At 69.9% G+C, this 26,229-nt stretch carries 25 protein-coding genes; 18 read left to right on the forward strand and 7 right to left on the reverse strand.

The features are described 5' to 3' along the window. Window positions 1-27: 27 nt before the first annotated feature. The 4 genes from ACZ5WE_RS27190 to ACZ5WE_RS27205 form a co-directional block, all read right to left on the reverse strand. Window positions 28-702: a hypothetical protein gene (locus ACZ5WE_RS27190; protein ID WP_467692965.1), complete on the reverse strand. Its 675-nt coding sequence runs from the start codon at window positions 700-702 to the stop codon at window positions 28-30. Window positions 703-832: 130 nt separating this feature from the next. Next, complete coding sequence (locus ACZ5WE_RS27195) at window positions 833-1,261, reverse strand: hypothetical protein (protein WP_467692963.1); 429 nt, start codon at window positions 1,259-1,261, stop codon at window positions 833-835. Between the two features lie 233 nt (window positions 1,262-1,494). After that, window positions 1,495-1,830 carry a helix-turn-helix domain-containing protein gene (locus tag ACZ5WE_RS27200; RefSeq protein WP_467692961.1) on the reverse strand — a complete coding sequence of 112 codons (336 nt, stop codon included), beginning with the start codon at window positions 1,828-1,830 and terminating at the stop codon, window positions 1,495-1,497. Next, window positions 1,827-3,020 (reverse strand): tyrosine-type recombinase/integrase, encoded by a 1,194-nt coding sequence (locus tag ACZ5WE_RS27205; protein WP_467692959.1) that lies wholly within the window; start codon window positions 3,018-3,020, stop codon window positions 1,827-1,829. The genes ACZ5WE_RS27200 and ACZ5WE_RS27205 overlap by 4 nt, the downstream gene beginning before the upstream one ends. A gap of 200 nt (window positions 3,021-3,220) precedes the next feature. On the opposite strand from ACZ5WE_RS27205, the gene ftsY reads away from it, so the two are divergent. Continuing rightward, window positions 3,221-4,429: a signal recognition particle-docking protein FtsY gene (gene ftsY, locus ACZ5WE_RS27210; protein WP_467692957.1), complete on the forward strand. Its 1,209-nt coding sequence runs from the start codon at window positions 3,221-3,223 to the stop codon at window positions 4,427-4,429. Window positions 4,430-4,592: 163 nt separating this feature from the next. Here ftsY and ACZ5WE_RS27215 read toward each other — a convergent pair whose 3' ends face one another. Beyond that, on the reverse strand, window positions 4,593-5,255 hold the full coding sequence (locus ACZ5WE_RS27215) for a bifunctional DNA primase/polymerase (RefSeq protein WP_467692955.1): 663 nt from the start codon (window positions 5,253-5,255) through the stop codon (window positions 4,593-4,595). A gap of 421 nt (window positions 5,256-5,676) precedes the next feature. Between ACZ5WE_RS27215 and nsdA the strand changes: the two genes are divergently transcribed. From nsdA to ftsH, 6 genes are all read left to right on the forward strand, one after another. Continuing rightward, window positions 5,677-7,152, forward strand: a complete 1,476-nt coding sequence (gene nsdA / locus ACZ5WE_RS27220; RefSeq protein ID WP_467692953.1) for a transcriptional repressor NsdA — start codon at window positions 5,677-5,679, stop codon at window positions 7,150-7,152. Window positions 7,153-7,457: 305 nt separating this feature from the next. Next, window positions 7,458-8,822: an ammonium transporter gene (locus ACZ5WE_RS27225; protein ID WP_467692951.1), complete on the forward strand. Its 1,365-nt coding sequence runs from the start codon at window positions 7,458-7,460 to the stop codon at window positions 8,820-8,822. Further along, window positions 8,819-9,157, forward strand: a complete 339-nt coding sequence (locus ACZ5WE_RS27230; protein WP_150493276.1) for a P-II family nitrogen regulator — start codon at window positions 8,819-8,821, stop codon at window positions 9,155-9,157. The genes ACZ5WE_RS27225 and ACZ5WE_RS27230 overlap by 4 nt, the downstream gene beginning before the upstream one ends. Before the next feature lie 84 nt (window positions 9,158-9,241). Next, window positions 9,242-11,698 (forward strand): [protein-PII] uridylyltransferase, encoded by a 2,457-nt coding sequence (locus ACZ5WE_RS27235; protein ID WP_467692949.1) that lies wholly within the window; start codon window positions 9,242-9,244, stop codon window positions 11,696-11,698. 303 nt (window positions 11,699-12,001) lie between these two features. Beyond that, on the forward strand, window positions 12,002-13,555 hold the full coding sequence (gene ffh / locus ACZ5WE_RS27240) for a signal recognition particle protein (RefSeq protein WP_467692947.1): 1,554 nt from the start codon (window positions 12,002-12,004) through the stop codon (window positions 13,553-13,555). A 106-nt stretch (window positions 13,556-13,661) separates the two neighbouring features. Then, a complete protein-coding gene (ftsH, locus tag ACZ5WE_RS27245) occupies window positions 13,662-15,599 on the forward strand; it encodes an ATP-dependent zinc metalloprotease FtsH (protein ID WP_467692945.1) in 1,938 nt (645 codons plus the stop codon). Here ftsH and ACZ5WE_RS27250 read toward each other — a convergent pair. Then, the gene (locus ACZ5WE_RS27250; RefSeq protein ID WP_467692943.1) at window positions 15,596-16,222 is read right to left on the reverse strand and encodes a maleylpyruvate isomerase family mycothiol-dependent enzyme; all 627 of its coding nucleotides are present in this window, start codon (window positions 16,220-16,222) and stop codon (window positions 15,596-15,598) included. The two genes, ftsH and ACZ5WE_RS27250, sit on opposite strands and share 4 nt — an antisense overlap. A 70-nt stretch (window positions 16,223-16,292) precedes the next feature. Here ACZ5WE_RS27250 and ACZ5WE_RS27255 point away from each other — a divergent pair, with 70 nt between their 5' ends. After that, the gene (locus ACZ5WE_RS27255) at window positions 16,293-17,225 is read left to right on the forward strand and encodes a LysR family transcriptional regulator (RefSeq protein WP_467692941.1); all 933 of its coding nucleotides are present in this window, start codon (window positions 16,293-16,295) and stop codon (window positions 17,223-17,225) included. A 6-nt stretch (window positions 17,226-17,231) separates the two neighbouring features. Here ACZ5WE_RS27255 and ACZ5WE_RS27260 read toward each other — a convergent pair whose 3' ends face one another. Next, window positions 17,232-18,095: a methyltransferase domain-containing protein gene (locus tag ACZ5WE_RS27260; RefSeq protein WP_467692939.1), complete on the reverse strand. Its 864-nt coding sequence runs from the start codon at window positions 18,093-18,095 to the stop codon at window positions 17,232-17,234. 227 nt (window positions 18,096-18,322) lie between these two features. On the opposite strand from ACZ5WE_RS27260, the gene proS reads away from it, so the two are divergent. From proS to lepB (ACZ5WE_RS27310), 10 genes are all read left to right on the forward strand, one after another. Next, a complete protein-coding gene (gene proS, locus ACZ5WE_RS27265; RefSeq protein ID WP_467692937.1) occupies window positions 18,323-19,738 on the forward strand; it encodes a proline--tRNA ligase in 1,416 nt (471 codons plus the stop codon). Between the two features lie 264 nt (window positions 19,739-20,002). Continuing rightward, window positions 20,003-20,599, forward strand: coding sequence for a hypothetical protein (locus ACZ5WE_RS27270; protein ID WP_467692935.1), 597 nt, complete (start codon window positions 20,003-20,005; stop codon window positions 20,597-20,599). Window positions 20,600-20,807: 208 nt separating this feature from the next. Next, window positions 20,808-21,245: a 30S ribosomal protein S16 gene (rpsP, locus tag ACZ5WE_RS27275; protein ID WP_363212531.1), complete on the forward strand. Its 438-nt coding sequence runs from the start codon at window positions 20,808-20,810 to the stop codon at window positions 21,243-21,245. Between the two features lie 2 nt (window positions 21,246-21,247). Then, a complete protein-coding gene (locus ACZ5WE_RS27280) occupies window positions 21,248-21,487 on the forward strand; it encodes an RNA-binding protein (RefSeq protein WP_030361979.1) in 240 nt (79 codons plus the stop codon). A gap of 114 nt (window positions 21,488-21,601) precedes the next feature. Next, window positions 21,602-22,204, forward strand: coding sequence for a ribosome maturation factor RimM (gene rimM, locus ACZ5WE_RS27285; RefSeq protein ID WP_467692933.1), 603 nt, complete (start codon window positions 21,602-21,604; stop codon window positions 22,202-22,204). Next, the gene (trmD, locus tag ACZ5WE_RS27290) at window positions 22,204-23,025 is read left to right on the forward strand and encodes a tRNA (guanosine(37)-N1)-methyltransferase TrmD (RefSeq protein WP_467692931.1); all 822 of its coding nucleotides are present in this window, start codon (window positions 22,204-22,206) and stop codon (window positions 23,023-23,025) included. Before rimM ends, trmD begins: the two co-directional genes overlap by 1 nt. A 132-nt stretch (window positions 23,026-23,157) precedes the next feature. Beyond that, entirely contained in the window at window positions 23,158-23,508 is a 351-nt protein-coding gene (gene rplS / locus ACZ5WE_RS27295; RefSeq protein WP_160507458.1) for a 50S ribosomal protein L19, read from the forward strand. A 45-nt stretch (window positions 23,509-23,553) separates the two neighbouring features. Continuing rightward, window positions 23,554-24,273: a signal peptidase I gene (gene lepB / locus ACZ5WE_RS27300; RefSeq protein ID WP_467692929.1), complete on the forward strand. Its 720-nt coding sequence runs from the start codon at window positions 23,554-23,556 to the stop codon at window positions 24,271-24,273. Then, window positions 24,266-25,351, forward strand: a complete 1,086-nt coding sequence (gene lepB, locus ACZ5WE_RS27305; protein ID WP_467692927.1) for a signal peptidase I — start codon at window positions 24,266-24,268, stop codon at window positions 25,349-25,351. Before lepB (ACZ5WE_RS27300) ends, lepB (ACZ5WE_RS27305) begins: the two co-directional genes overlap by 8 nt. After that, complete coding sequence (gene lepB / locus ACZ5WE_RS27310) at window positions 25,236-26,207, forward strand: signal peptidase I (protein WP_467692925.1); 972 nt, start codon at window positions 25,236-25,238, stop codon at window positions 26,205-26,207. The genes lepB (ACZ5WE_RS27305) and lepB (ACZ5WE_RS27310) overlap by 116 nt, the downstream gene beginning before the upstream one ends. Window positions 26,208-26,229: the final 22 nt, after the last annotated feature.

Raw genomic sequence — 26,229 nt, forward strand, 5'->3', positions numbered from 1 at the left:
GCGACACCTTGAGGAACAAGCTCAGTCTCAGAAGATCGGGAGCTGTTTGCCGTGGTAGCGGCGAATGGATGCGTATCCGGCCCATGGGCGTCCTGCCTGTGCGGCGTGCAGTTCGGTGGCGAGGGGGCTGTAGCCGAGGGCCTTGGCTACCAGTGCCGGCGGCATCTCCAGGACGAGATCGCGCAGGGCCGAGTTTCGCCCGCGACGGATAGGGATGCCGCTGTCCCACAGGCCTTTGTGGAGGGTCGCGGGTGCCATTGGCTGCCCCGGGATGGTGCCGGGGAAGAGCCAGCGGGTGCGGTTGTTGCGGGCAGTGGTTGTGTGGCGTCGCTGCGGCAGATAGTCGCGAAAGAGCTGGTCAAAGGGGCGGGGGACAGGGACGGGTTCCCCGCCGGTGAGGTGAACGGTGACGTCCTCGTCGGTGATCTCGATGTCGTCGATGCTCATGCGCGAGATCCGTGTCACTGGCTGAGCGAAGAGCAGGACGAGTAGCCCGAGGACTCGGGTTTCGAGGCGGATGGAGCTGTCCTCGGCGATGCGTCGGAGGATGTCCAGTCGTTCGCTCTGGCCGATGGAATCGAGCTGGGCCGAGCGGATCCAGGGGAAGTCGACCGGGGCCATCACGCGGGTGCGAACAGCCCAGTGCACGAAGGTCGCCGCAGTGCGGCGAGTGCCTGTGCCGGTGGCAAGCCATTCGTCCACGTGGCCTTGTGTGCAGGTCATGGGAGTCTGGCCGCGCTTCCGCAGCCAGGTCAGAAAGTCGGCTCCGGCGCGGACGTCTGCGCGGGCTCGGGCCACGGTGGTCGGTGCGATCGCCCCTCGGGCGTCGAGCTCACGCAGACGCCGCAGGTGGTGCCAGGTGGCGAACGAGCTGCTGATCCTCGGGGTCGGTGATCTGCGGCATCTTCCACTCCAGCCACCGTAGAAACTCCGCCTCGGCCCGGTTGCGTTCTGCCAGGACGCCGGTAGTGACGAGAAGCTCGCGTGTGTGCTCCGCGGCCTGCCGTGGGGAGTTGTCGAAGGTCTCGTGATTGAGGGGCAGGCTGCCGTCCGCAAGTCCGTGCAAGAGCGTCTTGACGTGTGGGAACCGGGTCCATAACCGGGCGCTGACTGGTCGATCCTGGGTAACCAACGCATCGACCGAGTGGTCGCAGCGGCGGCGCGATCTGCCCTGTGCCGTCATCGAGTAGGGCCGCCAGGTCGTCCCGGAGGCAGCAGCGGTGGCAGAGGCCTCGACGGCCGCGGTCGGCTTCTTCTCCACAGCGTGTGCAGTGGAAGTCACGGGGGATGCCCGCGCAATTGCGGCAGATGGGGGAACGGTCTGCGTCGAGGCCGGGCAGCAGTCGTTCGACGCCGCAGCCTGGGCAGGCGCCGCGGCACTGCATGGCGCGGTAATAGCAGCGGCCGCAGACGAACCCCTCGGGCCATTTGGCGACGCCGTAGCGGGCGTTGGTGACACCGCAGCGTACGCAGGGTTTCTTGCAGCGGGGCATGTCAGTCAGTCCGCCGTACTCGTGCACGTCGCGGGCGGATGGTGCTGTTCAGGTCGACGACCGTGGGCCCGCCGGAGACGGCTCGGCGGGGTTGCTGAGCGGTCCGGACTTCGAATCGGCACAGGTCCTCGACGCTGCACTCCAGCGCGTCGCAGAGGGCGCCGAGCAGGGCCAGCGACAGGCGTTCCGGACGCTGACCGACCAAGCGGTAGATCTGTGAGGCCGAGAGGTCGATGCCTCGGTCCTTGAGTAGCGGGATCAGGTCGGAGATGTTGTTGAGGCCGCGGGCGGCCATGATCTCCCGAAGGCGCCAGGAGTACGTCACGGAACGGTTCACGGGGCGACCTCTCCCGCAGTGACTCGGTGACCGATGCGGTCGAGGGCTGCCCGCACGGTGCGGGCCCGGTAGTCGGGGGAAACATGCGTGTAGATCGTGGTGGTCGACGCGTGTTCGTGGCCGACCTGCTGCTGTACGAACAGAGAGTCGTAGCCAGCCTCGATGAGATGGGAAACGTACGACCTCCGCAACGAGTGGAAGTCCAGCCCTTCCGCTAGCCCCAGTTCATGCCGGCAGCGCGTGAACAGGGACGTCACGGAGGAGAGACTCAGGAACCTCCCCCGTTCCGAGGGCCAGAGCGCGGGGGAGTCGGCCTCTGCGAGCAACGGGCGGACCTCCTCGACCCACTGCCCGAGGGCGTCCGTCGCCCAGTCGAACAACGGGACCGTCAGCACGGCCCGCCGTTTGGGCGGTGAACCGCGCATGGCTTTCCCGAAGCGGACATGGACGATGCCGTAGCTGCCGAACTCGGGCGCCTTGGGATTGCTGCCCAGATCGCACAGTTCGAGATGCCGGACCTCGTTGCGGCGCAAGCCCCAGCCGTATGCGACCTTCAGCAATGTTGCATCGCGGAAGGCGGTGAGCCACCCCTTGCGGCCGGAGGATTGCGCGGCCACTGCTCGCTCGTCGGCGTGGTCGAACAGAGCCTGCAGTTCGTTGTGGGTGAGGGCTCGCTTGCCGGGCCCGGCCTGGGATTCCTGGGTGTGTCGGGCCGTGTTCCACTCGTGGCAGATCTGCACGGGATGCGTGCCGAACCTTGTCTCGCACTCGGTTGACCAGCCATAAGCAGGATCGGTGAGATAGCCCATGAAGAGCCTGATCCCGGTCTGGTAGCCGAGCACCGTCGAGCGGCTGTTCCGCCGGACCCCTCGAGCCTCGGTGGTGAACTCGTCTACGTGCGCGGCCGTCCAAAGCCACGGGTCGGCACCGGTGAAAGACCGGAAACGCCGGATGAGGGCTTCCCGCTGCTCGACCGTGCCGAAGCTGAGATTGCGGGCCAGCTGCTGGTTACGCCAGCCGTCCAGCATCGCCTGGAAGACCTGATCTTCCGGGTGCAGCAGGGGTACACCGGCCGCCAGATGCAGGCGAGCCGATCCGTCAATGGGCACCATGGGCCGCCTCGCATAGCTCGCGAAGAATTCGCATGTTCTGCGAACGAGGCTGGTCAGGGCAAGGACACGCACGGCCACCACATTGGGTGGAGTGAGGCTGAAGGGGCAGCTGTGGGTCTGCGCTGACGTGCACAAACACCTCTGGTTGAACAAGATGCGCAGCTCAGAGGCGGATATGCCAGGCGGACTCAGCCGGGTCGTGATGGCTCATACGCGCACCGTCACGGGTTCGCACCTTCTGCGATTCCTCACCTTTCATGGCTGATACTGGGTGAGTTATGGAAATCGTCATCCTTGCTGTAGTCATCGCCGTGGTCGTGATCGGCGCGCTCGGCGGGCTCGTGATCGGCAGCCGCAAGAAGAAGCAGCTGCCGCCGCAGGCTCCGTCGTCCACGCCCACCATCACCGCCCCTCCGGCCGAGCCGCATGTCGGCGACGAGGCCGAGACGCCGCGCGACGAACCGCGCCGCACGATCGAGGAGGTGGAACTCCCGCTCGCCGAGCCGACGGCGTCGGCCCCCGTCGTCATCGAGGAGCCGGCCGCCCCGGAGGTCGAGACCCCGGAGCCCACGGCAGGTCGCCTGGTCCGTCTGCGCTCGCGGCTCTCGCGCTCGCAGAACGCACTCGGCAAGGGGCTGCTCACGCTCCTCTCCCGCGAGCACCTGGACGAGGACACGTGGGAGGAGATCGAGGACACGCTCCTCACCGCCGACGTCGGTGTCGCCCCCACCCAGGAGCTGGTCGAGCGGCTGCGCGAACGCGTCCGCGTGCTCGGCACCCGTACCCCCGACGACCTGCGCAACCTGCTGCGCGAGGAACTCATCACCCTGGTCGGCCCGGACTTCGACCGCACGGTCAAGACCGAGTCGGGCCTGGAGACGCCCGGCATCGTGATGGTCGTCGGCGTGAACGGCACCGGCAAGACCACCACCACCGGCAAGCTCGCCCGCGTCCTCGTCGCCGACGGCCGCTCCGTGGTGCTCGGCGCCGCCGACACGTTCCGCGCCGCCGCCGCCGACCAGCTGCAGACCTGGGGCGAGCGCGTCGGGGCGCGCACGGTCCGCGGCCCCGAGGGCGGCGACCCCGCCTCGATCGCCTTCGACGCGGTCAAGGAAGGCATCGCGGAGGGCGCCGACGTCGTCCTGATCGACACCGCGGGGCGCCTGCACACCAAGACCGGCCTGATGGACGAGCTCGGCAAGGTCAAGCGCGTCGTCGAGAAGCACGCGCCGCTGGACGAGGTGCTGCTCGTCCTGGACGCCACGACCGGGCAGAACGGCCTGGTGCAGGCGCGGGTCTTCGCCGAGGTCGTGGACATCACCGGCATCGTCCTGACGAAGTTGGACGGCACGGCCAAGGGCGGCATCGTCGTCGCGGTCCAGCGCGAGCTGGGCGTGCCGGTGAAGCTGGTCGGGCTCGGCGAGGGTGCGGACGATCTGGCGCCGTTCGAGCCCGAGGCCTTCGTGGACGCGCTCATCGGCGACTAGCGCTTCGGCGGTGGGTCGTTCGGACTTCACCCGCGGGCGCGTTGTGGCCGGTCGCGCAGCTCCCCGCGCCCGTTACGGGGCGCTGCGGAGCCGCACGTACGAAAGAAATGCCCCACCCCGGGGTGCAGCCGGGGTGGGGCATTTCCGTGTGCGGGTCGCGTGGCTAGGCGGGCGAGCGATGCGCCACGTACGCCAATGTCCCGAGGACGAGCCTTGCCTGCGGCGGATGCGTCGCCGAGTCCAGGTCCGGCGGGCGGAGCCAGCGGACCGGGCCGAGGCCCGCGCGGTCGGAGGGCGGGGCCGTGATGTGCGTGCCCGGACCCAGGCCGTGCAGGTCGATGCCGGCGTCGTCCCAGCCCATGCGGTAGAGCAGCTGGGGGAGTTCCGCGGCGGCGCCGGGGGCGACGAAGAAGTGCGCGCGGCCCTCCGGGGTGGCGGCCACCGGGCCGAGCGGCAGGCCCATGCGCTCCAGGCGGACCAGTGCCCTGCGTCCGGCCGCCTCCGCCACCTCGATGACGTCGAAGGCACGCCCCACGGGCAGCAGTACGGCGGCGCCCGGGAACTGCGCCCAGGCCTCGGTCACTTCGTCGAGCGTCGCACCTGCGGGGACCTCGGGAGCGAACTCCAGGGGGTGGGCGCCGGGGGCCGCGCAGTCGGCCGCGCCGCAGGAGCAGCGGCCGTCCAGGGCGCGGGCGCCGGGGACCGCGGCCCACCCCCACAGGCCGGTGTACTCCGCCACCGCGGTGCCGTCCGACGCGCGGCCACGCCGCCGTGAACCGGTGCGAGGCTTGTCGGTCCCCCGGATGCCGCCGATCGTGAAGCCCATGCCCCCTCCAACGGGTCGAGCGCAGTGTGGTTACGTGACGGAATCGGATCGTGACCCTGTGCTTCTGTGTGGCGCTCGATGGCCGCAGGGGTGTGTGCGCTGTCATGCGCGCCCCCAAGTGCTCCCTTCCGCCCACCTTCGGTCGTCCACTGTCAAGTCAATCGCTTGTAGCGGGCCGGGAGTTCATTCGAAGGGGTGGCGAATGGTGGCGTTTCCGCGATCGCCCTCGCCGGAGGGGTGATCGTAGGATTACTTTCAGTGCACGGCCCCTGAGTGTTGTGCACTCGTGGGTATGCCGGAGGCAAGTCGGTTTCCTGTTCGATGGGTGACGTTCTCCGGACGGAGAGCCGCAATGCGCGGCATTCTGGTAGGGCTTGGCGTGAGACCGCGTGCAAGTGGCTTGAGGGATGGGGGCGTTCCAGTGGGCGGCAATGGCGGAAGTGGTGCGAACGCTGAGAAGCGCCCCAACGAACTGCTCAATTCCTGGTTCGTGCGCAGTGGCTGGTCGAAGGGCGAGCTGGCCCGCCAAGTGAACCGCAGAGCACGGCAGTTGGGTGCGCACCACATCTCCACCGACACCTCCCGCGTGCGGCGCTGGCTGGACGGCGAGAACCCCCGCGAGCCCATCCCGCGCATCCTCTCCGAGCTGTTCTCCGAGCGGTTCGGCTGTGTCGTCGCGGTCGAGGACCTCGGGCTGCGTGCCGCGCACCAGTCGCCCTCCGTCTCGGGCGTCGACCTGCCCTGGACCGGGCCCCAGACCGTCGCGCTCATCAGTGAGTTCTCGCGCAGCGACCTGATGCTGGCCCGGCGCGGCTTCCTCGGCACCTCGCTCGCGCTCTCCGCGGGGCCCTCCCTCATCGAGCCCATGCAGCGCTGGCTGGTCCCGGGGCCGACGACCCCGGTCGGCGACCCGGAGCCGCCCACCCCGTCCCGCAGGCCCGGCCGGCTCTCCAAACCGGAGCTCGACCTCCTGGAGTCCACGACCGTGATGTTCCGGCAGTGGGACGCGCAGTGCGGTGGCGGGCTGCGGCGCAAGGCGGTCGTCGGCCAACTGCACGAGGTGACGGACCTGTTGCAGGAGCCCCAGCCGGAGGCCACGTCCAAGCGCCTCTTCAAGGTCGCGGGCGAGCTGGCCGAGCTGGCCGGCTGGATGAGCTACGACGTAGGCCTGCAACCCACCGCCCAGAAGTACTTCGTGCTCGCCCTGCACGCCGCGAAGGAAGCCGGCGAGAAGCCGCTGGGTTCGTACATCCTCTCCAGCATGAGCCGCCAGATGATCCACCTCGGGCGGCCCGACGACGCCCTCGAACTCATCCACCTCGCGCAGTACGGAAGCCGGGACTGCGCGAGCCCGCGCACCCAGGCCATGCTGTATGCGATGGAGGCCCGTGCCTACGCCAGCATGGGCCAGCCCGGCAAGTGCAAGCGGGCCGTGCGCATGGCCGAGGACACCTTCGCCGACGCCGACGAGTTCGACGAGCCCGAGCCCGACTGGATCCGCTTCTTCTCCGAGGCCGAGCTGAACGGCGAGAACGCCCACTCGTTCCGCGACCTGGCCTATGTGGCGGGCCGCAGCCCCACGTACGCCTCGCTCGCCGAGCCCGTCATGGAGCGCGCCGTCGACCTCTTCGGCAAGGACTCCGAGCACCAGCGTTCGTACGCACTGAACCTCATCGGGATGGCCACGGTCCACCTGCTCCGGCGCGAGCCCGAGCAGAGCACGGTCCTCGCGGGCCAGGCCCTCACCATCGCCAAGAAGGTCCGCTCCGAGCGGGTCAACACCCGCCTGCGCAAGACCGTGGACACCGCGGTACGGGACTTCGGTGACATCGCCGAGGTCGTGCAGCTCACCGACCAGCTCGCCGTCGACATGCCGGAGACCGCGGAGGCGGTCTGACGGCGCCCCACCAGAACTCCGGCCGCGGCCGGCCCATCCCGAACCGCCCGACTCGGCTCCCCCACGCCAGGTCAACCGGATGGCCGCCGCGGCCGGTCTGCGCCGTGTGCGCAGGGTAGGAAAGCGCGCCCCGCCCGACCCGGCAGTTCATGGACGCGTAACACGCACGACCTGTTCGTCACTGCGGCGAAACATCGAGGGGCACCCCCTGAAACGGCGCTGGGCCAATCTCATGGCACATAACGGTCGGCCCACCCCCTCAAGCCCCGCCCGCACGGGCCGCATACGACGACGAGGAGACGCCGATGCCCCCAGGCATCACGATCGCCGCAGACGCCCCGCAGTTGTCTGCCGCCAACACAGGGTTCATGCTCATCTGTTCCGCCCTGGTGATGCTCATGACGCCGGGACTCGCCTTCTTCTACGGAGGCATGGTCCGCGTCAAGAGCACGCTGAACATGCTGATGATGAGCTTCATCAGTCTGGGGATCGTCACCATCCTCTGGGTGCTGTACGGCTTCTCCATCGCGTTCGGCACCGACCACGGCAGCCTCTTCGGCTGGTCCTCCGACTACGTAGGACTGAGCGGCATCGGGCTCACCGAGCTGTGGGACGGCTACACCATCCCGGTCTATGTCTTCGCGGTGTTCCAGCTGATGTTCGCGATCATCACGCCCGCGCTGATCAGCGGTGCGCTCGCCGACCGCGTGAAGTTCACCGCCTGGGCGCTGTTCGTCGCGCTCTGGGCCACGGTCGTCTACTTCCCGGTCGCGCACTGGGTGTGGGGCACGGGCGGCTGGGCCTTCGAGCTGGGCGTGATCGACTTCGCCGGTGGTACGGCCGTGCACATCAACGCGGGCGCCGCCGCGCTCGGCGTGATCCTGGTCATCGGCAAGCGCGTCGGCTTCAAGAAGGACCCGATGCGGCCGCACAGCCTGCCGCTCGTCATGCTCGGCGCAGCGCTCCTGTGGTTCGGCTGGTTCGGCTTCAACGCCGGATCGTGGCTGGGCAACGACGACGGCGTCGGCGCGATGATGTTCCTGAACACGCAGGTCGCCACCGCCGCGGCCATGCTGGCCTGGCTCGCCTACGAGAAGATCCGGCACGGCGCGTTCACCACGCTCGGTGCCGCGTCGGGCGCCGTCGCCGGTCTCGTCGCGATCACCCCGTCCGGCGGCTCCTGCTCGCCGCTCGGCGCGATCGCCATCGGTGCCATCGCCGGTCTGCTGTGCGCCATGGCCGTCGGACTGAAGTTCAAGTTCGGCTACGACGACTCCCTCGACGTCGTCGGTGTCCACCTCGTCGGCGGTGTCGCGGGCTCGCTGCTCGTCGGCTTCTTCGCCACCGGTGGCGTGCAGTCCGACGCCAAGGGCCTCTTCTACGGCGGCGGGCTGGAACAGCTGGGCAAGCAGGCCGCCGGTGTCGGCGCCGTCCTCGCGTACTCCATGATCGCCTCCGCGATCCTCGCCTTCCTGGTCGACAAGACCATCGGGATGCGGGTCGGCGAGGACGAGGAGGTCGCGGGCATCGACCAGGTGCAGCACGCCGAGACCGCGTACGACTTCAGTGGCGCGGGCGGTGGCGCGGCGCCCCGTACCGCCGCTGTGCCCGGCCCGGTCCAGGAGGCCGGCAAGGCTGCGAACGAGAAGAACAAGAGGGTGGACGCATGAAGCTCATCACCGCGGTCGTCAAGCCGCACCGGCTCGACGAGATCAAGGAGGCCCTCCAGGCCTTCGGCGTGCAGGGCCTGACCGTCACCGAGGCCAGCGGCTACGGCCGCCAGCGCGGCCACACCGAGGTCTATCGCGGCGCGGAGTACACCGTCGACCTCGTGCCGAAGATCCGGATCGAGGTCCTGGTCGAGGACGACGACGCCGAACAGCTCGTGGATGTCGTGGTGAAGGCCGCCCGCACCGGCAAGATCGGGGACGGCAAGGTCTGGAGCGTCCCGGTCGACACGGCGGTGCGGGTGCGGACCGGCGAACGCGGGCCGGATGCGCTGTGAGCCCGGTCGGCAGGGCTGGGCAGGCTGAGCTGACAGAACTGAGCTGAACTGAGCGGAACTGAGCGGGACGACAGGAGCTGCTGGGTGACGAGTGTGGACGTGACGACTGAATCGGAATCGGAAGACTCCGGACCCAGCGGCTATGCGGCGGCCCGGCTGCGCCTCCTGCAAGGGGAGGCGCGGTCCGGGCCGCCGCGCCGTTCGGCGCTCGCCGACCTCACTGACGACTGGCTGACCGGCCTTTTCACGGCCGCGGGTGCGCCACGGGGGGCCGCACTGGTGGCCGTGGGCGGGTACGGCCGGGGGGAGCTCTCGCCGCGCAGCGACCTCGATCTGGTGTTGCTGCACGACGGCAGCGCGGACGCCGGCGAGGTGGCGGCCCTCGCGGACCGTATCTGGTACCCCATCTGGGATCTCGGCCTCGCGCTCGACCACTCCGTGCGGACGCCCGCGGAGGCGCGCAAGACGGCGGGCGAGGACCTCAAGGTGCAGCTGGGGCTGCTCGACGCGCGGCACGTCGTGGGGGATCTCGGTCTGACCGCGGGGCTGCGTACGACGGTGCTCGCCGACTGGCGCAACCTCGCGCCGAAGCGGCTGCCCGAGCTGCGCGAGCTGTGCGAGGAACGGGCCGAGCGGCAGGGGGAGTTGAGCTATCTCCTGGAGCCGGACCTGAAGGAGGCCCGGGGCGGTCTGAGGGACGCGACCGCTCTGCGGGCCGTCGCAGCCTCCTGGCTGGCGGACGCGCCTCGCGAAGGGCTCTCCGATGCCCGGCGGCGGCTCCTCGACGTGCGGGACGCGCTGCATCTGACGACGGGGAGGGCCACGGACCGACTCGCGTTGCAGGAGCAGGACCAAGTCGCTGCGGAACTGGGCCTGTTGGATGCCGACACGCTGCTCCGCCAGGTGTACGAGGCCGCGCGCACCGTCTCGTACGCGAGCGACGTGACGTGGCGCGAGGTGGGCAGGGTGCTGCGGTCCCGGTCCGTGCGGCCCCGGCTGCGGGCCATGCTGGGCGGCGGCAAGGGGGCGGCGGCCGAGCGGTCGCCGCTGGCCGAGGGAGTCGTGGAGCAGGACGGGGAGGTCGTCCTTGCCCGGGCGGCACGGCCCGAGCGGGATCCCGTGCTGCCGCTGCGGGCCGCCGCTGCCGCGGCCCAGTCGGGGCTGCCTCTGTCGCTGCACGCGGTCCGCAGGATGGCCGCTGCGGTGCGGCCCCTGCCCACACCCTGGCCCGCGGAGGCCAGGGAGCAGCTGGTGACGCTCCTGGGAGCCGGGCGGCCCACGGTAGAGGTGTGGGAGGCGCTGGAGGCCGAGGGGATGATCACCCGGCTGCTGCCGGACTGGGAGCGGGTACGGTGCCGGCCGCAGCGAAACGCCGTGCACACCTGGACCGTCGACCGGCATCTGGTGGAGACGGCGGTGCGGGCCTCGGAGCTGACCCGGCGCGTGGGACGGCCCGACCTGCTCCTGGTGGCCGGACTGCTGCACGACATCGGGAAGGGCTGGCCGGGAGATCACTCCGAGGCCGGGGAGATCATCGCCAGGGACGTCGCAGCCCGGATCGGATTCGACCGGGCGGACGTGGCGGTCCTCGCGACCCTGGTACGGCATCACCTGCTGCTGATCGAGACGGCCACGCGGCGGGACCTCGACGACCCGGCCACGGTGCGGGCCGTCGCGGACGCGGTGGGATCGCAGGGGACGCTGGCGCTGTTGCACGCGCTGACGGAGGCGGACGCGCTGGCCACCGGCCCGGCGGCCTGGTCCGCCTGGCGGGGTTCGCTCGTCGCCGACCTGGTGAAGCGGGTGGGGGCGGTGCTGTCGGGGGAGGAGCCCGAGGCGGTGGAGGACGTCGCTCCGACCGCCGAGCAGGAGCGGTTGGCGGTGGAGGCGTTCCGTACGGGTGGGCCGGTCCTCGCGCTGCGGGCGCAGACGGAGGGAGCCGAAGACGCTGCCGGGAATCCCGAGCCACTGGGCGTGGAACTGGTCATCGCGGTGCCGGACCAGCCCGGCGTGCTCTCCGCCGTCGCGGGGGTGCTCGCCGTGCACCGGCTCGCGGTGCGGACGGCGGAGCTGCGGGGGGTCGCTCTGCCGTCCGGAATCGAGGACTCGGTCCTGCTTCTGAACTGGCGGGTCGCCGCGGAGTACGGCTCTCTGCCGCAGGCGGCGCGGCTGCGGGCTGACCTGGTGCGGGCCCTGGACGGCTCACTGGACATCGCGGCGCGGCTGGCGGAGCGGGATGCCGCGTACCCCCGGCGGCGGGGGGCTGTCGCGCCGCCGCCCCGGGTGACCGTGGCTTCGGCGGGTTCGCGCCTCGCGACGGTGATCGAGGTGCGGGCCCAGGACGCTCCGGGCCTGCTGCACCGGATCGGCAGGGCGCTGGAGTCGGCGGGGGTGGAGGTGCGCAGCGCACACGTGTCGACGCTGGGGGCGAACGCGGTGGACGCGTTCTACGTGACGGGGTCGGAGTCGGACGCCGGGCCGCTGTCGGGGGAGCGCGCCGCGGGGGTCGCCAGGGCCGTGGAGGAGGGGTTGCGGGGGTAGCGCTGTGGGCAGGCGTTCCGCAAGGCGGGACGGGTGGGTACAGCCCGAAGCTGCTGGGTGCTGGTGAGCCGGACGTCGACCCGGGCGCAGGCCGGAACCCCGCTTCGGGGCGCCGGTGAGCCAGTCGTACGCCCAGTGCGCCGGCAGACCTCGGCGGGCCCGAGGCCGCCCCGACAACCCCCGCCCACCCGGCAGGGCACAGCGCCGTGACGGTGCGGATACCCTGGAGGGCGACCCATCCGCCCGCCCCACGCTCGGCTCCGCGCGAGCGGGGCCCCTTCGACCCGAGGATTCGCGACCGCCGTGTTCGACACTCTCTCCGACCGCCTCGCAGCGACATTCAAGAACCTCCGGGGCAAGGGCCGCCTGTCCGAGGCGGACATCGACGCCACGGCGCGCGAGATCCGCATCGCGCTGCTCGAGGCGGACGTCGCCCTTCCCGTCGTCCGGGCCTTCATCAAGCAGATCAAGGAGCGCGCGACCGGGGCCGAGGTCTCCCAGGCCCTGAACCCCGCCCAGCAGGTCATCAAGATCGTCAACGAGGAGCTCATCGGCATCCTCGGCGGCGAGACGCGACGCCTGCGGTTCGCCAAGAACCCGCCGAGCGTCATCATGCTCGCCGGTCTGCAGGGTGCCGGTAAGACCACCCTCGCCGGAAAGCTCGGACTCTGGCTGAAGGGGCAGGGCCACTCGCCGCTCCTGGTGGCGTGCGACCTGCAGCGCCCCAACGCCGTGAACCAGCTGTCCGTCGTCGCCGAGCGCGCGGGCGTCGGTGTCTACGCCCCCGAGCCGGGCAACGGCGTCGGCGACCCGGTCAAGGTCGCCAAGGACTCGATCGAGTTCGCCAAGACCAAGCAGTACGACGTCGTCATCGTCGACACCGCGGGCCGCCTCGGCATCGACCAGGAGCTGATGCAGCAGGCCGCGGACATCCGCGACGCCGTCAGCCCGGACGAGGTCCTCTTCGTCGTCGACGCCATGATCGGTCAGGACGCCGTCAACACGGCGGAGTCCTTCCGCGACGGCGTCGGCTTCGACGGCGTGGTCCTGTCGAAGCTCGACGGTGACGCCCGCGGTGGTGCCGCGCTTTCGATCGCGCAGGTCACAGGCCGCCAGATCATGTTCGCCTCGAACGGCGAGAAGCTGGACGACTTCGACGCGTTCCACCCGGACCGCATGGCGTCCCGCATCCTCGGCATGGGCGACATGCTCACGCTGATCGAGAAGGCCGAGCAGACCTTCTCCCAGCAAGAGGCCGAGCAGATGGCCTCCAAGCTGGCGAGCAGCAAGGGCAAGGACTTCACGCTCGACGACTTCCTGGCCCAGATGGAGCAGGTTCGCAAGATGGGCAGCATCAGCAAGCTGCTCGGGATGATGCCCGGCATGGGGCAGATCAAGGACCAGATCAACAACCTGGACGAGCGGGACGTCGACCGCACCGCCGCCATCATCAAGTCGATGACGCCGGGCGAGCGCCACGAGCCGACCATCATCAACGGCTCGCGTCGCTCTCGTATCGCCAAGGGTTCCGGTGTCGAGGTCAGCGCCGTCAAGAACCTGGTCGAGCGCTTCTTCGAGGCCCGCAAGATGATGTCGCGGATGGCCCAGGGCGGCGGCATGCCGGGTATGCCCGGGATGCCCGGCATGGGCGGTGGCCCCGGCAAGCAGAAGAAGAAGCAGAAGCAGGCCAAGGGCAAGCGGAAGTCGGGCAACCCGATGAAGCGCAAGCAGGAGGAGCAGGAGGCCGCCGCCCGCCGCGAGCAGGCGTCGCAGGAAGGCGGCGCCTTCGGTCTCCCCGCGGGGCAGCAGGCGCAGGACTTCGAGCTGCCGGACGAGTTCAAGAAGTTCATGGGCTGAGGCCCTGTTTTACGTACGCCGCCTGGGGCGCCCCTCTGCCGAGAGGGGCGCCCCAGGCGTTTTCGGCGCAGGTGCCCTGCCCATGTTTGTGTCGTAACGTCCGGATATGAGCAACCCTGTGCCGCCGCGCCGGGCGCCCGACCAGCCATGGCGCTCCGAGGGCGCTCCCCCGCCCGAGCCCAAGCCGTCGCCGAAGAAGAAGATGCCGGGCGGATGGGGTCGCCTCATCCTCACCGCGCTCATCGTCTATCTCATCGCCAACCTCGTCCTCTCCTTCCTCAACGAGGGCGACGAGCCGACGATCTCGTACACGGAGTTCAGCAAGCAGGTCGACTCCGGGAACGTCACGAAGATCTACTCCAAGGGCGACGCGATCCAGGGACAGCTCAAGAAGGAGCAGGAGAAGCCGGGCGACGAGAAGGGGAAGTACACCAAGTTCACCACCCAGCGGCCCGCCTTCGCGGACGACAAGCTCTGGGACGACCTCACCAAGCACGACGTCACCGTCACCGCGGAGCCCGTCGTCCAGGAGCGCAGCTTCCTCTCCAATCTGCTCATCTCGCTCGCCCCGATGCTGCTCCTGGTCTTCCTGTGGATCTTCATCGCCCGGCGGATGAGCTCGGGCATGGGCGGCGGCGCGGGCGGCATGCTGGGCCGCAAGGCGCCGCCGAAGCCGGTGGAGATCGAACCCGGCGACAAGCGCACCACCTTCGAGGACGTGGCGGGCATCGACGAGGTCGAGGGCGAGCTCAGTGATGTCGTCGACTTCCTGAAGAACCCCGCCGCCTACCGCGACATGGGCGCCAAGATGCCGGGGGGCGTGCTGCTCGCCGGCCTGCCCGGCACCGGCAAGACGCTGCTCGCACGGGCCGTCGCCGGCGAGGCCGGGGTGCCCTTCTTCTCGGCGTCCGCCTCGGAGTTCATCGAGATGATCGTGGGCGTCGGAGCGTCGCGCGTACGTGAACTCTTCGCCGAGGCCAGGAAAGTCGCGCCGTCCATCATCTTCATCGACGAGATCGACACCATCGGGCGGGCGCGTGGCGGCGGCGGGATGGGCGGGCACGACGAACGTGAGCAGACCCTGAACCAGATTCTCACCGAGATGGATGGTTTCTCGGGCTCCGAAGGCGTCATTGTCCTCGCGGCCACCAACCGCGCCGACATCCTCGACCCCGCCCTGACCCGCCCCGGACGCTTCGACCGGGTCGTCACCGTCAGCCCGCCCGACCGGGGCGGACGCGAGGCCATCCTCAAGATCCACACCCGTGAGATCCCGATGGCGAGCGACATCGACCTCGCCCAAGTCGCCCGTACGACACCGGGGATGACCGGCGCCGAACTCGCCAACCTCGCCAACGAAGCCGCTCTCCTTGCCGTCAAGCGGGGGCAGAAGGAAGTGACGCAGTCCGATCTCTCCGAGGCGCTCGAGAAGGTCCAGCTCGGTGCCGAGCGGCCGCTGGTGATGCCCGACGAGGAGCGGCGGCGCACGGCGTACCACGAGAGCGGACACGCCCTCCTCGGCATGCTGCAGCCCGGCGCCGACCCGGTCCGGAAGATCACCATCGTGCCCCGGGGGCGCGCGCTCGGCGTCACACTGTCGACGCCGGACTCCGACAAGTACGCGTACACGGAGGAGTATCTGCGCGGCCGGATCGTCGGCGCCCTCGGCGGCATGGCGGCCGAGCACGTGGTCTTCGAAGTCATCACCACGGGCGCGGAGAGCGACCTCGAACAGGTCACCAACATCGCCCGCGGCATGGTCGGCCGCTGGGGCATGAGCGAGCGCGTGGGCCGGCTCTCCGCGCTGCCGAACGACGCCCAGCAGGCCTACGGGCTCTCGGCCGCCCCCGGCACCCTCGACGTGATCGACCACGAGATGCGCCGGATCGTCGACGAGTGCTACGAGAGCGCCTGCCGTCAGCTGAGGGACCACCGGGGCCAGTTGGACGCCCTGGCGGCGGCGCTCCTGGAGAACGAGACCCTGGAGGAGGAGGCGGCGTACCGGGTCGTCGGCATCACGCGGCTCACCAAGGACGTCGACTAGCCGGCCGGTTCGGTGAGGAAGCGGCCCCGCGGCTCCCCTCGGAGGCGGCCCGGGGGGAGCTTCCTGCCGTACAGGACGAGGAGAAGGTCCTGCGCGGCGCCGGTCAGCGGGGTGCCCGTGCCGTAACTCCAGTCGAGGTCGTCGGCGCGCAGTTCGACGCCGGCGACGTCCGCTCCGAAGAACTTGGTGCTCTTGGGCGTGACCTTCTTAAGAAGGATGCTGACGCGGTCCAGGGGAACCCTGCGTTCGAGCCCCAGGGCCACCGAGATGTCCAGGCCGTGCACCACGTCGTGGCCCAACGCTCCCTCGATGCCGGCCATGGGCGGCTGCCAGGGGTGGCCGGCGTTGTCCCTGAGGAACGCGGCGAGCTGCCCCGTGGAGTGGGCGGCGGCGTCCTTGCGGGCGCACCGGTCGGTCATCCGGTGAAGACTCCCCCGGGCCTTGACGAGTTCGGCCAGCGTCTTGGGGAGGGAGTACCGGAAGCCCAGCGACATATGAGCCGCCACCTCCCGAACCCGCCACCCCGCGCACAGAGTTGGCGTCTCCCACTGAGCGGGCGACAGATCGTCGAGGAGGGCGGCGAGGTCATGTCGTTCGGCGGCGATCGCGGTTCTTGTGTCCACTCCGCAAGCGTGTCGAGGACCTCGCGATAAGTCCAAGAGCTGGATCTTCTCGCGGCTAGCATGCCTGGTTATGGAACTCCGGCAGCTTCAGTACTTCGTCGCCGTCGCGGAGGAGGCCAACTTCACCCGCGCCGCGGCCCGCCTGCACCTCGCCCAGCCGGGCGTGAGCGCCCAGGTCCGGCAGCTGGAGAAGGAGCTCGGACAGCAGCTCCTGGACCGCTCGGGGCGTTCGGTGACGCTGACGGAGGTGGGCGAGGCCGTCCTGCCGTTCGCGCGGGCCGCGCTCGCCGCAGTCGAGGGTGTGGGGCAGACCGTGGACGAGTTCACCGGACTGCTCCGTGGTCAGATCGCGCTCGGTCTGGTCTCCGGCGCCGCCACTCACGAGTTCGACGTGGTCTCCGTCCTCGCCGACTTCCACGACGACCACCCCGGAGTCGAGATCGCCCTCACCGAGGACAGCTCGGACCGGATGCTGGCCGCCGTGCGCGGCGGCGAACTCGACATCGCCCTCCTCGGCCTGATGGACGAGGAGCCCCCGCCGGGAGTCTCCCTCCAGACGGTCATCGACGAGCCCCTGGTGGCCGTCGTGCTCCCGGGCGACGCCCTTCTCATGCCCCAGGGGCCTACGGCTCTCTCACCCCAGGGGCGTACGACGATTCCGCTGGCCGAACTCCGCGACCGCCCGCTGATCAGCCTGCCGCGCGGCACCGGCGTACGCGGCGTGCTCGACCGTGCCTGCGCGCAGGCGGGCATCCGGCCCCGCATCGCCTTCGAGGCAGCGGCACCGCAGGTCCTCGTGCAACTCGTCGTCCGCGGTCTCGGCGTGGCCGTCCTGCCAGCGCTCGAACCCCGTACGGCGGCCGCCTACGGGCTGCGGACACTGGAGATCACCGATCCCCCTGCCAGAGGCAGGATCGCCCTGACCTGGCGCACGGACGGGCCCGCGAGCCCGGCGGCGAGGGTGCTCCTCGACCGGCTGCGGACAGCCCTGGGCCGAAGCTAGCCCGGGCTACCGCGTGCGCGCGATCAAGTACCGGAACACGTTCGGCATCCACACGGTCCCGTCCCGCCGCTTGTGCGGGTGCAGGGCCTCCGTCAGCTCCTTGTCGACCTGGACCTGATCCGTCGCGCCCACCGCCGCGTCGAACAGCCCCGTGGAGAGCAGACCGCGGACCGCGCTGTCCGTGTCCGCGTACCCGAAGGGGCATGCGACGCGTCCCGAGCCGTCCGGCTTGAGGCCCGCCCGCTGGGCGACCTCCTCCAGGTCGTCACGGAGCGCGGGGCGCCAACTGCCCGTACTGCGGAGCGGTTCGGCGAGCTTGGTCGCCACCTTCAGTACAGAAGAGGTCGCGCACCGCTCCGGAGGACCCCAACCGGCGAGGACCACGGGGGTGCCGCGCCCGGTCAGCCTGACGGTGGACTCCAGGAGGCCGGACAGGCCTTCGGAGTCGCCCGCCACACAGCCGATCGGCTGGAACGCGGTCACCATGTCGAAGGCGGGCACGTCCGGCCCCGAGACTTCGTCGGGGCCGCCCTCCACGAGCCGGGTGTCACCGCGCGGCCGTGCGTCCGAGCCCGCGTCGGGCAACAGGCGCTCGCGCGCCAGCGCCAGCCGTTCGGGTGCCGAGGGGTCGACGCCGGTGACCGACGCGCCCCGGGACGCCGCCATCAGGAGGGCGAGCCCGGAGCCGCAGCCAAGACCGAGAAGCCGTGTTCCGCTGTCCACGTCGAGTCGTTCGTACACCGCTTCATAGAGCGGGACCAGCATCCGTTCCTGGATCTCCGCCCAGTCACGCGCGCGTGCGCACCGGTCCACACCGCGCGGGGTCGTGCCCGCGCGGGGGAGGTGCGGCTGCGCGAGTGTTGGTGTCATCGAAAGCGCCCCAATCCGCCGAGAGTTGCTGGAGTGTCGTATTCAAACGGTTCGTCCGCCCCCGTGCAGTGCGCTCGCACTCCCCCCGTATGCCAGAGAACTCCGCATCCGTCGCGGCGTCCAGAGGTTGTGGGGCAATGCTTGCGTGCCACCGTTGTGCGCCCCCTGGAGGAACCCGCGAGGAATTCAATTCACGCTCTCCGGCGGCCCGCCGTACCATGCGCGCCATGGCTAAGGCACCCGTTCTCACGCCCCGGGCGGAAGACTTCCCGCGCTGGTACCAGGACCTGATCAACAAGGCCGAGCTGGCCGACAACGGCCCGGTGCGCGGCACCATGGTGATCCGGCCGTACGGCTACGGCCTGTGGGAACGCATGCAGCAGGACATGGACGCCCGCATCAAGGAGACGGGTACCCAGAACGCGTACTTCCCCCTCCTCATCCCGCAGTCGTACCTGACCAGGGAGGCCGAGCACGTCGAAGGCTTCGCCCCCGAACTGGCCGTCGTCACGCACGGCGGGGGCAAGGAGCTCGAAGAGCCGGCCGTCATCCGCCCCACCTCCGAGACGATCATCAACGAGTACTTCTCCAAGTGGGTGCAGAGCTACCGCGACCTACCGCTCCTGATCAACCAGTGGGCGAACGTGGTCCGTTGGGAGCTGCGGCCCCGCCTCTTCCTGCGGACGTCGGAGTTCCTCTGGCAGGAGGGCCACACGGCCCACGCGACGTACGAGGAAGCACGCGACTTCGCCTCCCGCGTCCACCAGGACGTCTACGGGGCCTTCATGCGGGACGTCCTCGCGATGGACTTCGTACTGGGCCGCAAGACCGCCCGGGAGCGCTTCGCGGGCGCCATCAACACCCTCACCCTCGAAGGCATGATGGGCGACGGCAAGGCCCTCCAACTCGGCACGAGCCACGAACTCGGCCAGAACTTCGCCAAGGCCTTCCACACCCAGTACCTCTCCAAGGAAGGCAAGCAGGAGCTCGTCTGGCAGACCTCCTGGGGCAGCACGACGCGGATGATCGGCGCCCTGGTGATGATGCACGGCGACGACAGCGGCCTGCGGGTCCCGCCGCGCCTCGCGCCGATCCAGGCCGTCGTCCTCGCGATCAAGGGCGACGACGCGGTGCTCGCCAAGGTCCGCGAGATCGGGGACCGCCTCCGGGCCGCGGGCGTGCGCGTCCAGGTCGACGACCGCACGGACACCCCCTTCGGTCGCCGCGCCGTCGACTGGGAGCTCAAGGGAGTGCCGGTCCGCGTCGAGGTCGGGCCGCGCGACCTGGAGAACGGCACCGCGATGCTGGCCCGCCGCATCAGAGGAGGCAAGGAGCCGGTCGCGTTCGACTCCCTGGCAGCGCTGCTGCCCGCCGTCCTCGAAGAGGACCAGAAGCTGCTCCTCGACCAGGCCCGCGAGCGCAGGGAGTCCCGCACCTCGGACGTCACCACCGTCGACCAGGCCGTGGAGGCCACGGCGGACGGCGGCTGGGCACGCATCCCCTGGGCCACGCTCGGCCCGGAGGGCGAGGCGGACCTCGCCGAGCACTCCGTATCCGTACGGTGTCTGGTCACGGAGGACGGGGCGGTGCCGGACGCCGATGAGACCCCGGGTAACGTCGCTGTGGTGGCTCGCGCTTACTGACGAGCGCGCCTCCGGTACCCGCGCGCAGGTTCTCGGCCCGTACGCCAGGCCGGGCAACACGAGCCCCGGTGGTGTGAGCGGTTGTTCTACGCGCCGGGGCGTACGCGCCGCTACGTACCGGCTTGGCACGAGACGCGAGGCTTCTGCGCAGATCAGCGCACCCGCCCTCGTCCGGACGCATCAATGGCAACTGACGGGTACGTGCAAATTATTTGGGATGCCCCGGAATGGAACCCCTGGGCATCCCGGCTCGTTGTTCACGACGTGAGCACGACACCACCTGTTCTCGCCGCAGAGCTGGCACAGGCGTGGGCCGATATTCAGCGGCACCACCCCGAGCTGCCCGATCTTGCCGCGCCCGAATCCCTGATCGGAGAGTCGTCGTCCGCCTGCGGCGCCGAACTCTCCTTCGAGCGACTGCTTCATGAGGCAGTCCATGGCATCGCCGCGTCACGCGGCGTACGCGACACCTCACGCGCGGGCCGCTATCACAACCGCAGATTCCTCGCGATCGCCGAGGAGCTGGGCCTCGACCACCCCGAGGAGCCGCACCCCAGCAGCGGCTTCTCGCTGGTCACGCTCAACCCCGAGGCACGCAAGCGCTACCGCCCGACGATCGAGCGCCTCCAGCGCGCCCTCAAGGCGCACACCGCGGCGACCGCCGCCGACACGGCACGCAGCTTCCGGGGCCCCGCCGCCCGGCACGGCTCCTCCGGGGGCGGCGTCCGCGTCAAGGCGGTCTGCGACTGCGGACGCAACGTCCGCGTGGTCCCCTCGGTGCTCGCCCAGGCGCCCATCGTCTGCGGCGGCTGCGGCAAGCCCTTCCGCATCCCGGAAGCGGTCGGTGCCGTGACGGGCTGACGGGCTGAGCTGGAGCTGCGTGGGCCGGGGCGCCGGCACTGGTTACGGACGCCCCGGCGACGTATGGCACAATGGCTAGCTGTACTCGACAGCCGCATAGGAACCCTCTCGCCTCCGGCTGACGCGTCCATCGGGCACCCCGAGTACCGCAACCCCACGTGGCATCTCGTTGTGCCCAACCACGTCAAGACCAGGAGACACCACTCCAGTGGCAGTCAAGATCAAGCTGAAGCGTCTGGGCAAGATCCGTTCGCCTCACTACCGCATCGTCGTCGCCGACTCCCGTACCCGCCGTGATGGGCGGGCCATCGAGGAGATCGGTCTGTACCACCCGGTGCAGAACCCCTCGCGCATCGAGGTCGACTCGGAGCGCGCGCAGTACTGGCTCTCCGTCGGCGCTCAGCCGACCGAGCCGGTCATGGCGATCCTGAAGCTCACCGGTGACTGGCAGGCGCACAAGGGCCTTCCGGCCCCCGCGCCGCTGCTCGTCGCCGAGCCCAAGGACAAGCGCGCCGCGTTCGAGGCCTTCACCAAGGGCCTCGAGGGCGACGAGGCGAAGGGTGAGGCCATCACCCAGAAGGCCAAGAAGGCTGACAAGAAGGCGGACGAGGCCAAGGCCGAGTCCACCGAGTCGACCGAGGCCTGAGCATGCTCGAGGAGGCTCTCGAGCACCTCGTGAAGGGCATTGTCGACAACCCCGACGACGTGCAGGTCGCCTCGCGCAACCTGCGCCGGGGGCGTGTGCTCGAGGTCCGGGTCCACCCGGACGACCTCGGCAAGGTGATCGGCCGCAACGGCCGGACCGCGCGCGCTCTGCGGACCGTCGTGGGCGCCATCGGCGGCCGCGGTGTCCGCGTCGACCTCGTCGACGTGGACCAGGTTCACTGAACCACAGGTAGCACCGGCACGGGCCGGGGAGGGCTTCTGGGCCTTCCTCGGCCCGTAGTCGTCTGTAGGCGCTTACGGGCCCCCTTCCGTAGGCACACGACAGGAGAGAGAGCAGTGCAGCTGGTAGTCGCGCGGATCGGCCGCGCCCATGGCATCAAGGGTGAGGTCACCGTCGAGGTGCGTACCGACGAGCCGGAGCTGCGGCTCGGACCCGGCGCCGTCCTCGCCACCGACCCCGCCTCCACGGGGCCGCTGACCATCGAGACCGGCCGTGTGCACAGCGGCCGTCTGCTGCTGCGCTTCGAGGGCGTACGCGACCGCACGGGCGCCGAGGCGCTGCGCAACACGCTCCTGATCGCGGAGATCGACCCTCAGGAGCTTCCTGAGGAAGAGGACGAGTACTACGACCACCAGCTGATGGACCTCGACATCGTCACCAAGGACGGCATCGAGGTCGGCCGGATCACCGAGATCTCGCACCTGCCGTCGCAGGACCTGTTCATCGTGGAGCGGCCCGACGGCAGCGAGGTGATGATCCCCTTCGTGGAGGCGATCGTCACCGAGATCGACCTGGAGGAGCAGCGGGCGATCATCGACCCGCCGCCCGGCCTGATCGACGACCGCGCGGCCCGCGACGAAGTCGCTGATGGACACAGCGCCTCGGCCAGGGACGACGAGGAGCCTTCGGACGAGAGGCCATCGGGGGACGACGCCTGATGCGGCTCGACGTCGTCACGATCTTCCCCGAGTACCTGGAACCCCTGAACGTCTCCCTCGTCGGCAAGGCACGCGCGCGTGGACAGCTCGACGTGAACGTGCACGACCTCAGGGAGTGGACGTACGACCGGCACAACACGGTCGACGACACCCCCTACGGCGGCGGCCCCGGCATGGTCATGAAGACCGACCCCTGGGGCGCCGCACTCGACGACGTGCTCGCCGATGGGTTCGAGGCCGGGGCCCACGGGCCCGTCCTGGTCGTCCCCACGCCCAGCGGGCGGCCCTTCACCCAGGAGCTCGCCGTCGAGCTCTCCGAGCGGCCCTGGCTGGTCTTCACACCCGCGCGTTACGAGGGCATCGACCGCCGCGTCATGGACGAGTACGCGACCCGGATGCCGGTCTACGAAGTGTCGATCGGCGACTACGTCCTCGCGGGCGGCGAGGCGGCTGTCCTGGTCGTCACCGAGGCCGTGGCCCGGCTCCTGCCCGGAGTCCTCGGCAACGCCGAGTCCCACCGCGACGACTCCTTCGCGCCCGGCGCCATGGCGAACCTCCTCGAAGGTCCCGTCTACACCAAGCCACCCGAGTGGCGCGGTCACGGCATCCCGGACGTGCTGATCAGCGGCCACCACGGCAAGATCGCGCGCTGGCGCAGGGACGAGGCGCTGCGGCGCACGGTCCGCAACAGGCCCGACCTGATCGAGCGTTGCGACCCCGCCGCCTTCGACAAGAGGGACCGCGAGATGCTCTCGATCCTGGGGTGGCGTCCGGGTCCCGACGGCCGATTTGGGCGAGACCCCGAGGCCGTGGAACAATAGGCCGCTGCTGTACGTCCAGCGTGCGCCCCTGCCACAGGGGGAACGACGCCCGCCCGACGCGAACAGCTATCGAATCCTCATCACGAATCTCCCGCTGATGACCTGTGGCATCAGTGAAGAAAGCAGACGATCATGGCTAACCTGCTCGACTCCGTCGACAGCGCTTCGCTGCGCACCGACATCCCGGCCTTCCGCCCGGGTGACACCGTCAACGTCCACGTGCGCGTCATCGAGGGCAACCGCTCCCGTGTGCAGCAGTTCAAGGGCGTAGTCATCCGCCGCCAGGGTGCCGGCGTGCGCGAGACCTTCACGGTCCGCAAGGTCTCCTTCTCCGTCGGCGTCGAGCGCACCTTCCCGGTGCACACGCCGATCGTCGAGAAGATCGAGCTCGTCTCCCGCGGCGCCGTGCGCCGCGCGAAGCTGTACTACCTCCGTGAGCTGCGCGGCAAGGCCGCGAAGATCAAGGAGAAGCGCGACAACTGAGCTCGCGCACGGGTCCACAGCGGAGCCGGATAGCATCTGGCCCCGATGGACACCGAAGCACAGCACACGGAGCGCGACCGCTCCTCCCCACCCACCGATTCCCCGAGCGCCGAGCGCGAGGGAGAGTCCGCGGGGGCGGAGGACCGGTCGCGCTCCGCTTTTGTGTCGTTCGTGTCCTGGGTGCCCGGTGGCAGAGCCACCCTGACGCTGCTCATCTGCATGGTGTCCCTGCTGCTCGTCAGCACCTTCGTGATGCAGCCGTTCCAGATCCCGAGCGGCTCCATGGAGCCCGCGTTCCGGGTCGGAGACCGCGTACTCGTCAACAAGTTGGCGTACCGTTTCGGTTCCGAGCCGCAGCGAGGTGACGCGGTCGTCTTCGACGGCAGCGGCTACTTCGGAGATGCCGACTACATCAAGCGGGTCGCAGGGGTAGGGGGAGACCGAGTGGTCTGCTGCGACGAGCGGGGGAGGATCAAGGTGAACGGCGAGCCCGTCGACGAGCCGTATCTGTACCCGGGGGACGCTCCCTCGAAGGCACGCTTCGTCGCGGTCGTCCCCGAAGGCAGCCTGTTCCTCCTCGGCGACCACCGCAGCGACTCCCGTGACTCCCGCGACCACCTCGGGCAGCCCGGCGGCGGCATGATCCCCGTCGAATCCGTGATCGGCAGAGCCGACTGGATCGCCTGGCCCATCGGGCACTGGACCTCCCTGGAGCGGCCCGACAGCTACGCGCGCGTGCCGGCACCAGGCGGCGCGCATGGGTAACCGCGGACGGACACGCGCCGCCAGTCACCGCTCCGACACCCGGCTGCCCACCGGCTCCCGGCCCACCACCGGTCCCGTACTGCCCGGAAGGGCCGAGCGGCGCAAGCTCGCGCGGAAGGTCAAGCGGCGCAGGCGGCGCTCGGCGATCAAGGAGATACCCCTCCTCATAGGCGTCGCGCTGCTGATAGCCCTGGTCCTGAAGACCTTCCTGGTGCAGGCCTTCGTGATCCCCTCGGGCTCGATGGAGCAGACGATCAAGATCGGCGACCGCGTCCTTGTCGACAAGCTCACCCCGTGGTTCGGCGCCAAGCCCGAGCGCGGCGACGTCGTCGTTTTCGAGGACCCGGGCAACTGGCTCGAGGACGAACAGACCAAGAAGAAGGACGACCCCGTAGTCGTCAAGCAGGTCAAGGAGGGCCTCTCCTTCATCGGACTCCTGCCCTCCGACAATGAACGCGATCTGATCAAGCGCGTGGTCGGCGTCGGCGGCGACACCGTGAAGTGCTGTGACAAGAACAAGAAGCTCACGGTCAACGGAGTCCCCCTCACCGAGCCGTACATCAACCCGGGTGATGAGCCCTCGTCGTTCGCGTTCGAGGTGAAGGTCCCCGAAGGGCGCCTCTTCGTCATGGGCGACCACCGCTCCGACTCGGCCGACTCCCGCTTCCACCGCACCGAGAAGTTCAGCGGCACCGTCTCCGAGGAGAGCGTGGTCGGGCGTGCGCTCGTCATCGCCTGGCCCTTCGACCACTGGCGCAAGCTGGAGGAGCCCGAGACGTACGCGTCGGTGCCCGACGCGCGTGCGGGGTCGGACACGGCCCTCGGACCGTCGCATAGGGTGGCACACGGCGATCGATACGGATTGACCGGACTCCCGACCCCTGCGGAACTCCCGCTCGTTATGGGAGTGGTGGGCCTGCATCGCATCAGGAGCGGGCAGCGGCACGGACTGAGGAGTGGATGTGGGGGATGTGGCGGTCGGCGCACGGTCCGGACACGGTGGGCCCGAGGAGCAGCCAGGGCGATCAGACGAGCCGGAGGCCGAGGCCACGGGGGACGGCGTGAACCCCGGCAGTGACGCCGCGGGCGCCAAGCCCGCGCCCAGTGAGACGGACGGGAAGCCGGCCAAGGGGGCGAAGAAGCCCCGAGCCTTCTGGAAGGAGCTGCCGCTCCTCATCGGCATCGCGCTGATCCTGGCGCTGGTGATCAAGACTTTCCTGGTGCAGGCGTTCTCGATTCCCTCGGACTCGATGCAGAACACGCTCCAGAAGGGCGACCGTGTCCTGGTCGACAAGCTGACGCCGTGGTTCGGCTCGGAGCCCGAGCGCGGCGAGGTCGTCGTCTTCAGGGACCCCGGTCACTGGCTGGACGGTGAGCCGACGCCCGACCCGAACGCGATCCAGCGGGTCCTCGGCTGGGTCGGCCTGATGCCGTCCGCCGACGAGAAGGACCTGATCAAGCGGGTCATCGCGGTCGGTGGCGACACGGTGGAGTGCAAGGGCACGGGACCGGTGAAGGTCAACGGCAAGGCGCTGAACGAGCCGTACGTCTTCGAGGGCAATACCCCGTGCAGCGTCGACGACCAGGGCGGCCAGTTCAAGGAGACTGTTCCCCCGGGCAAAATCTGGGTCATGGGTGACCACCGGCAGAACTCGCTGGACTCCCGCTACCACCAGAACCAGCCCGGCGGCGGCGCCGTCCCCGTGGACAACGTCGTGGGCCGCGCCATCGTGATCGCCTGGCCGCCCACCCGCTGGGCGACGCTGCCCAAGCCGGACACCTTCGACCAGCAGGGCATCAACGTCGCGATGAGCGCGGCGCCCGCGGCCCTCGGGCTCGCGGGTGCGGTGCCGGTCGTGCTCTGGCGCAGGCGTCGGCTCACGGTGGCCGATGCGCAGGCCGCGAGGGTTTCTGGTGGAGGTACCGCCGGGTAGGGTGCCGTCCCAGATCGCCGAT

The organism is Streptomyces sp. NPDC033180, assembly GCF_055577645.1.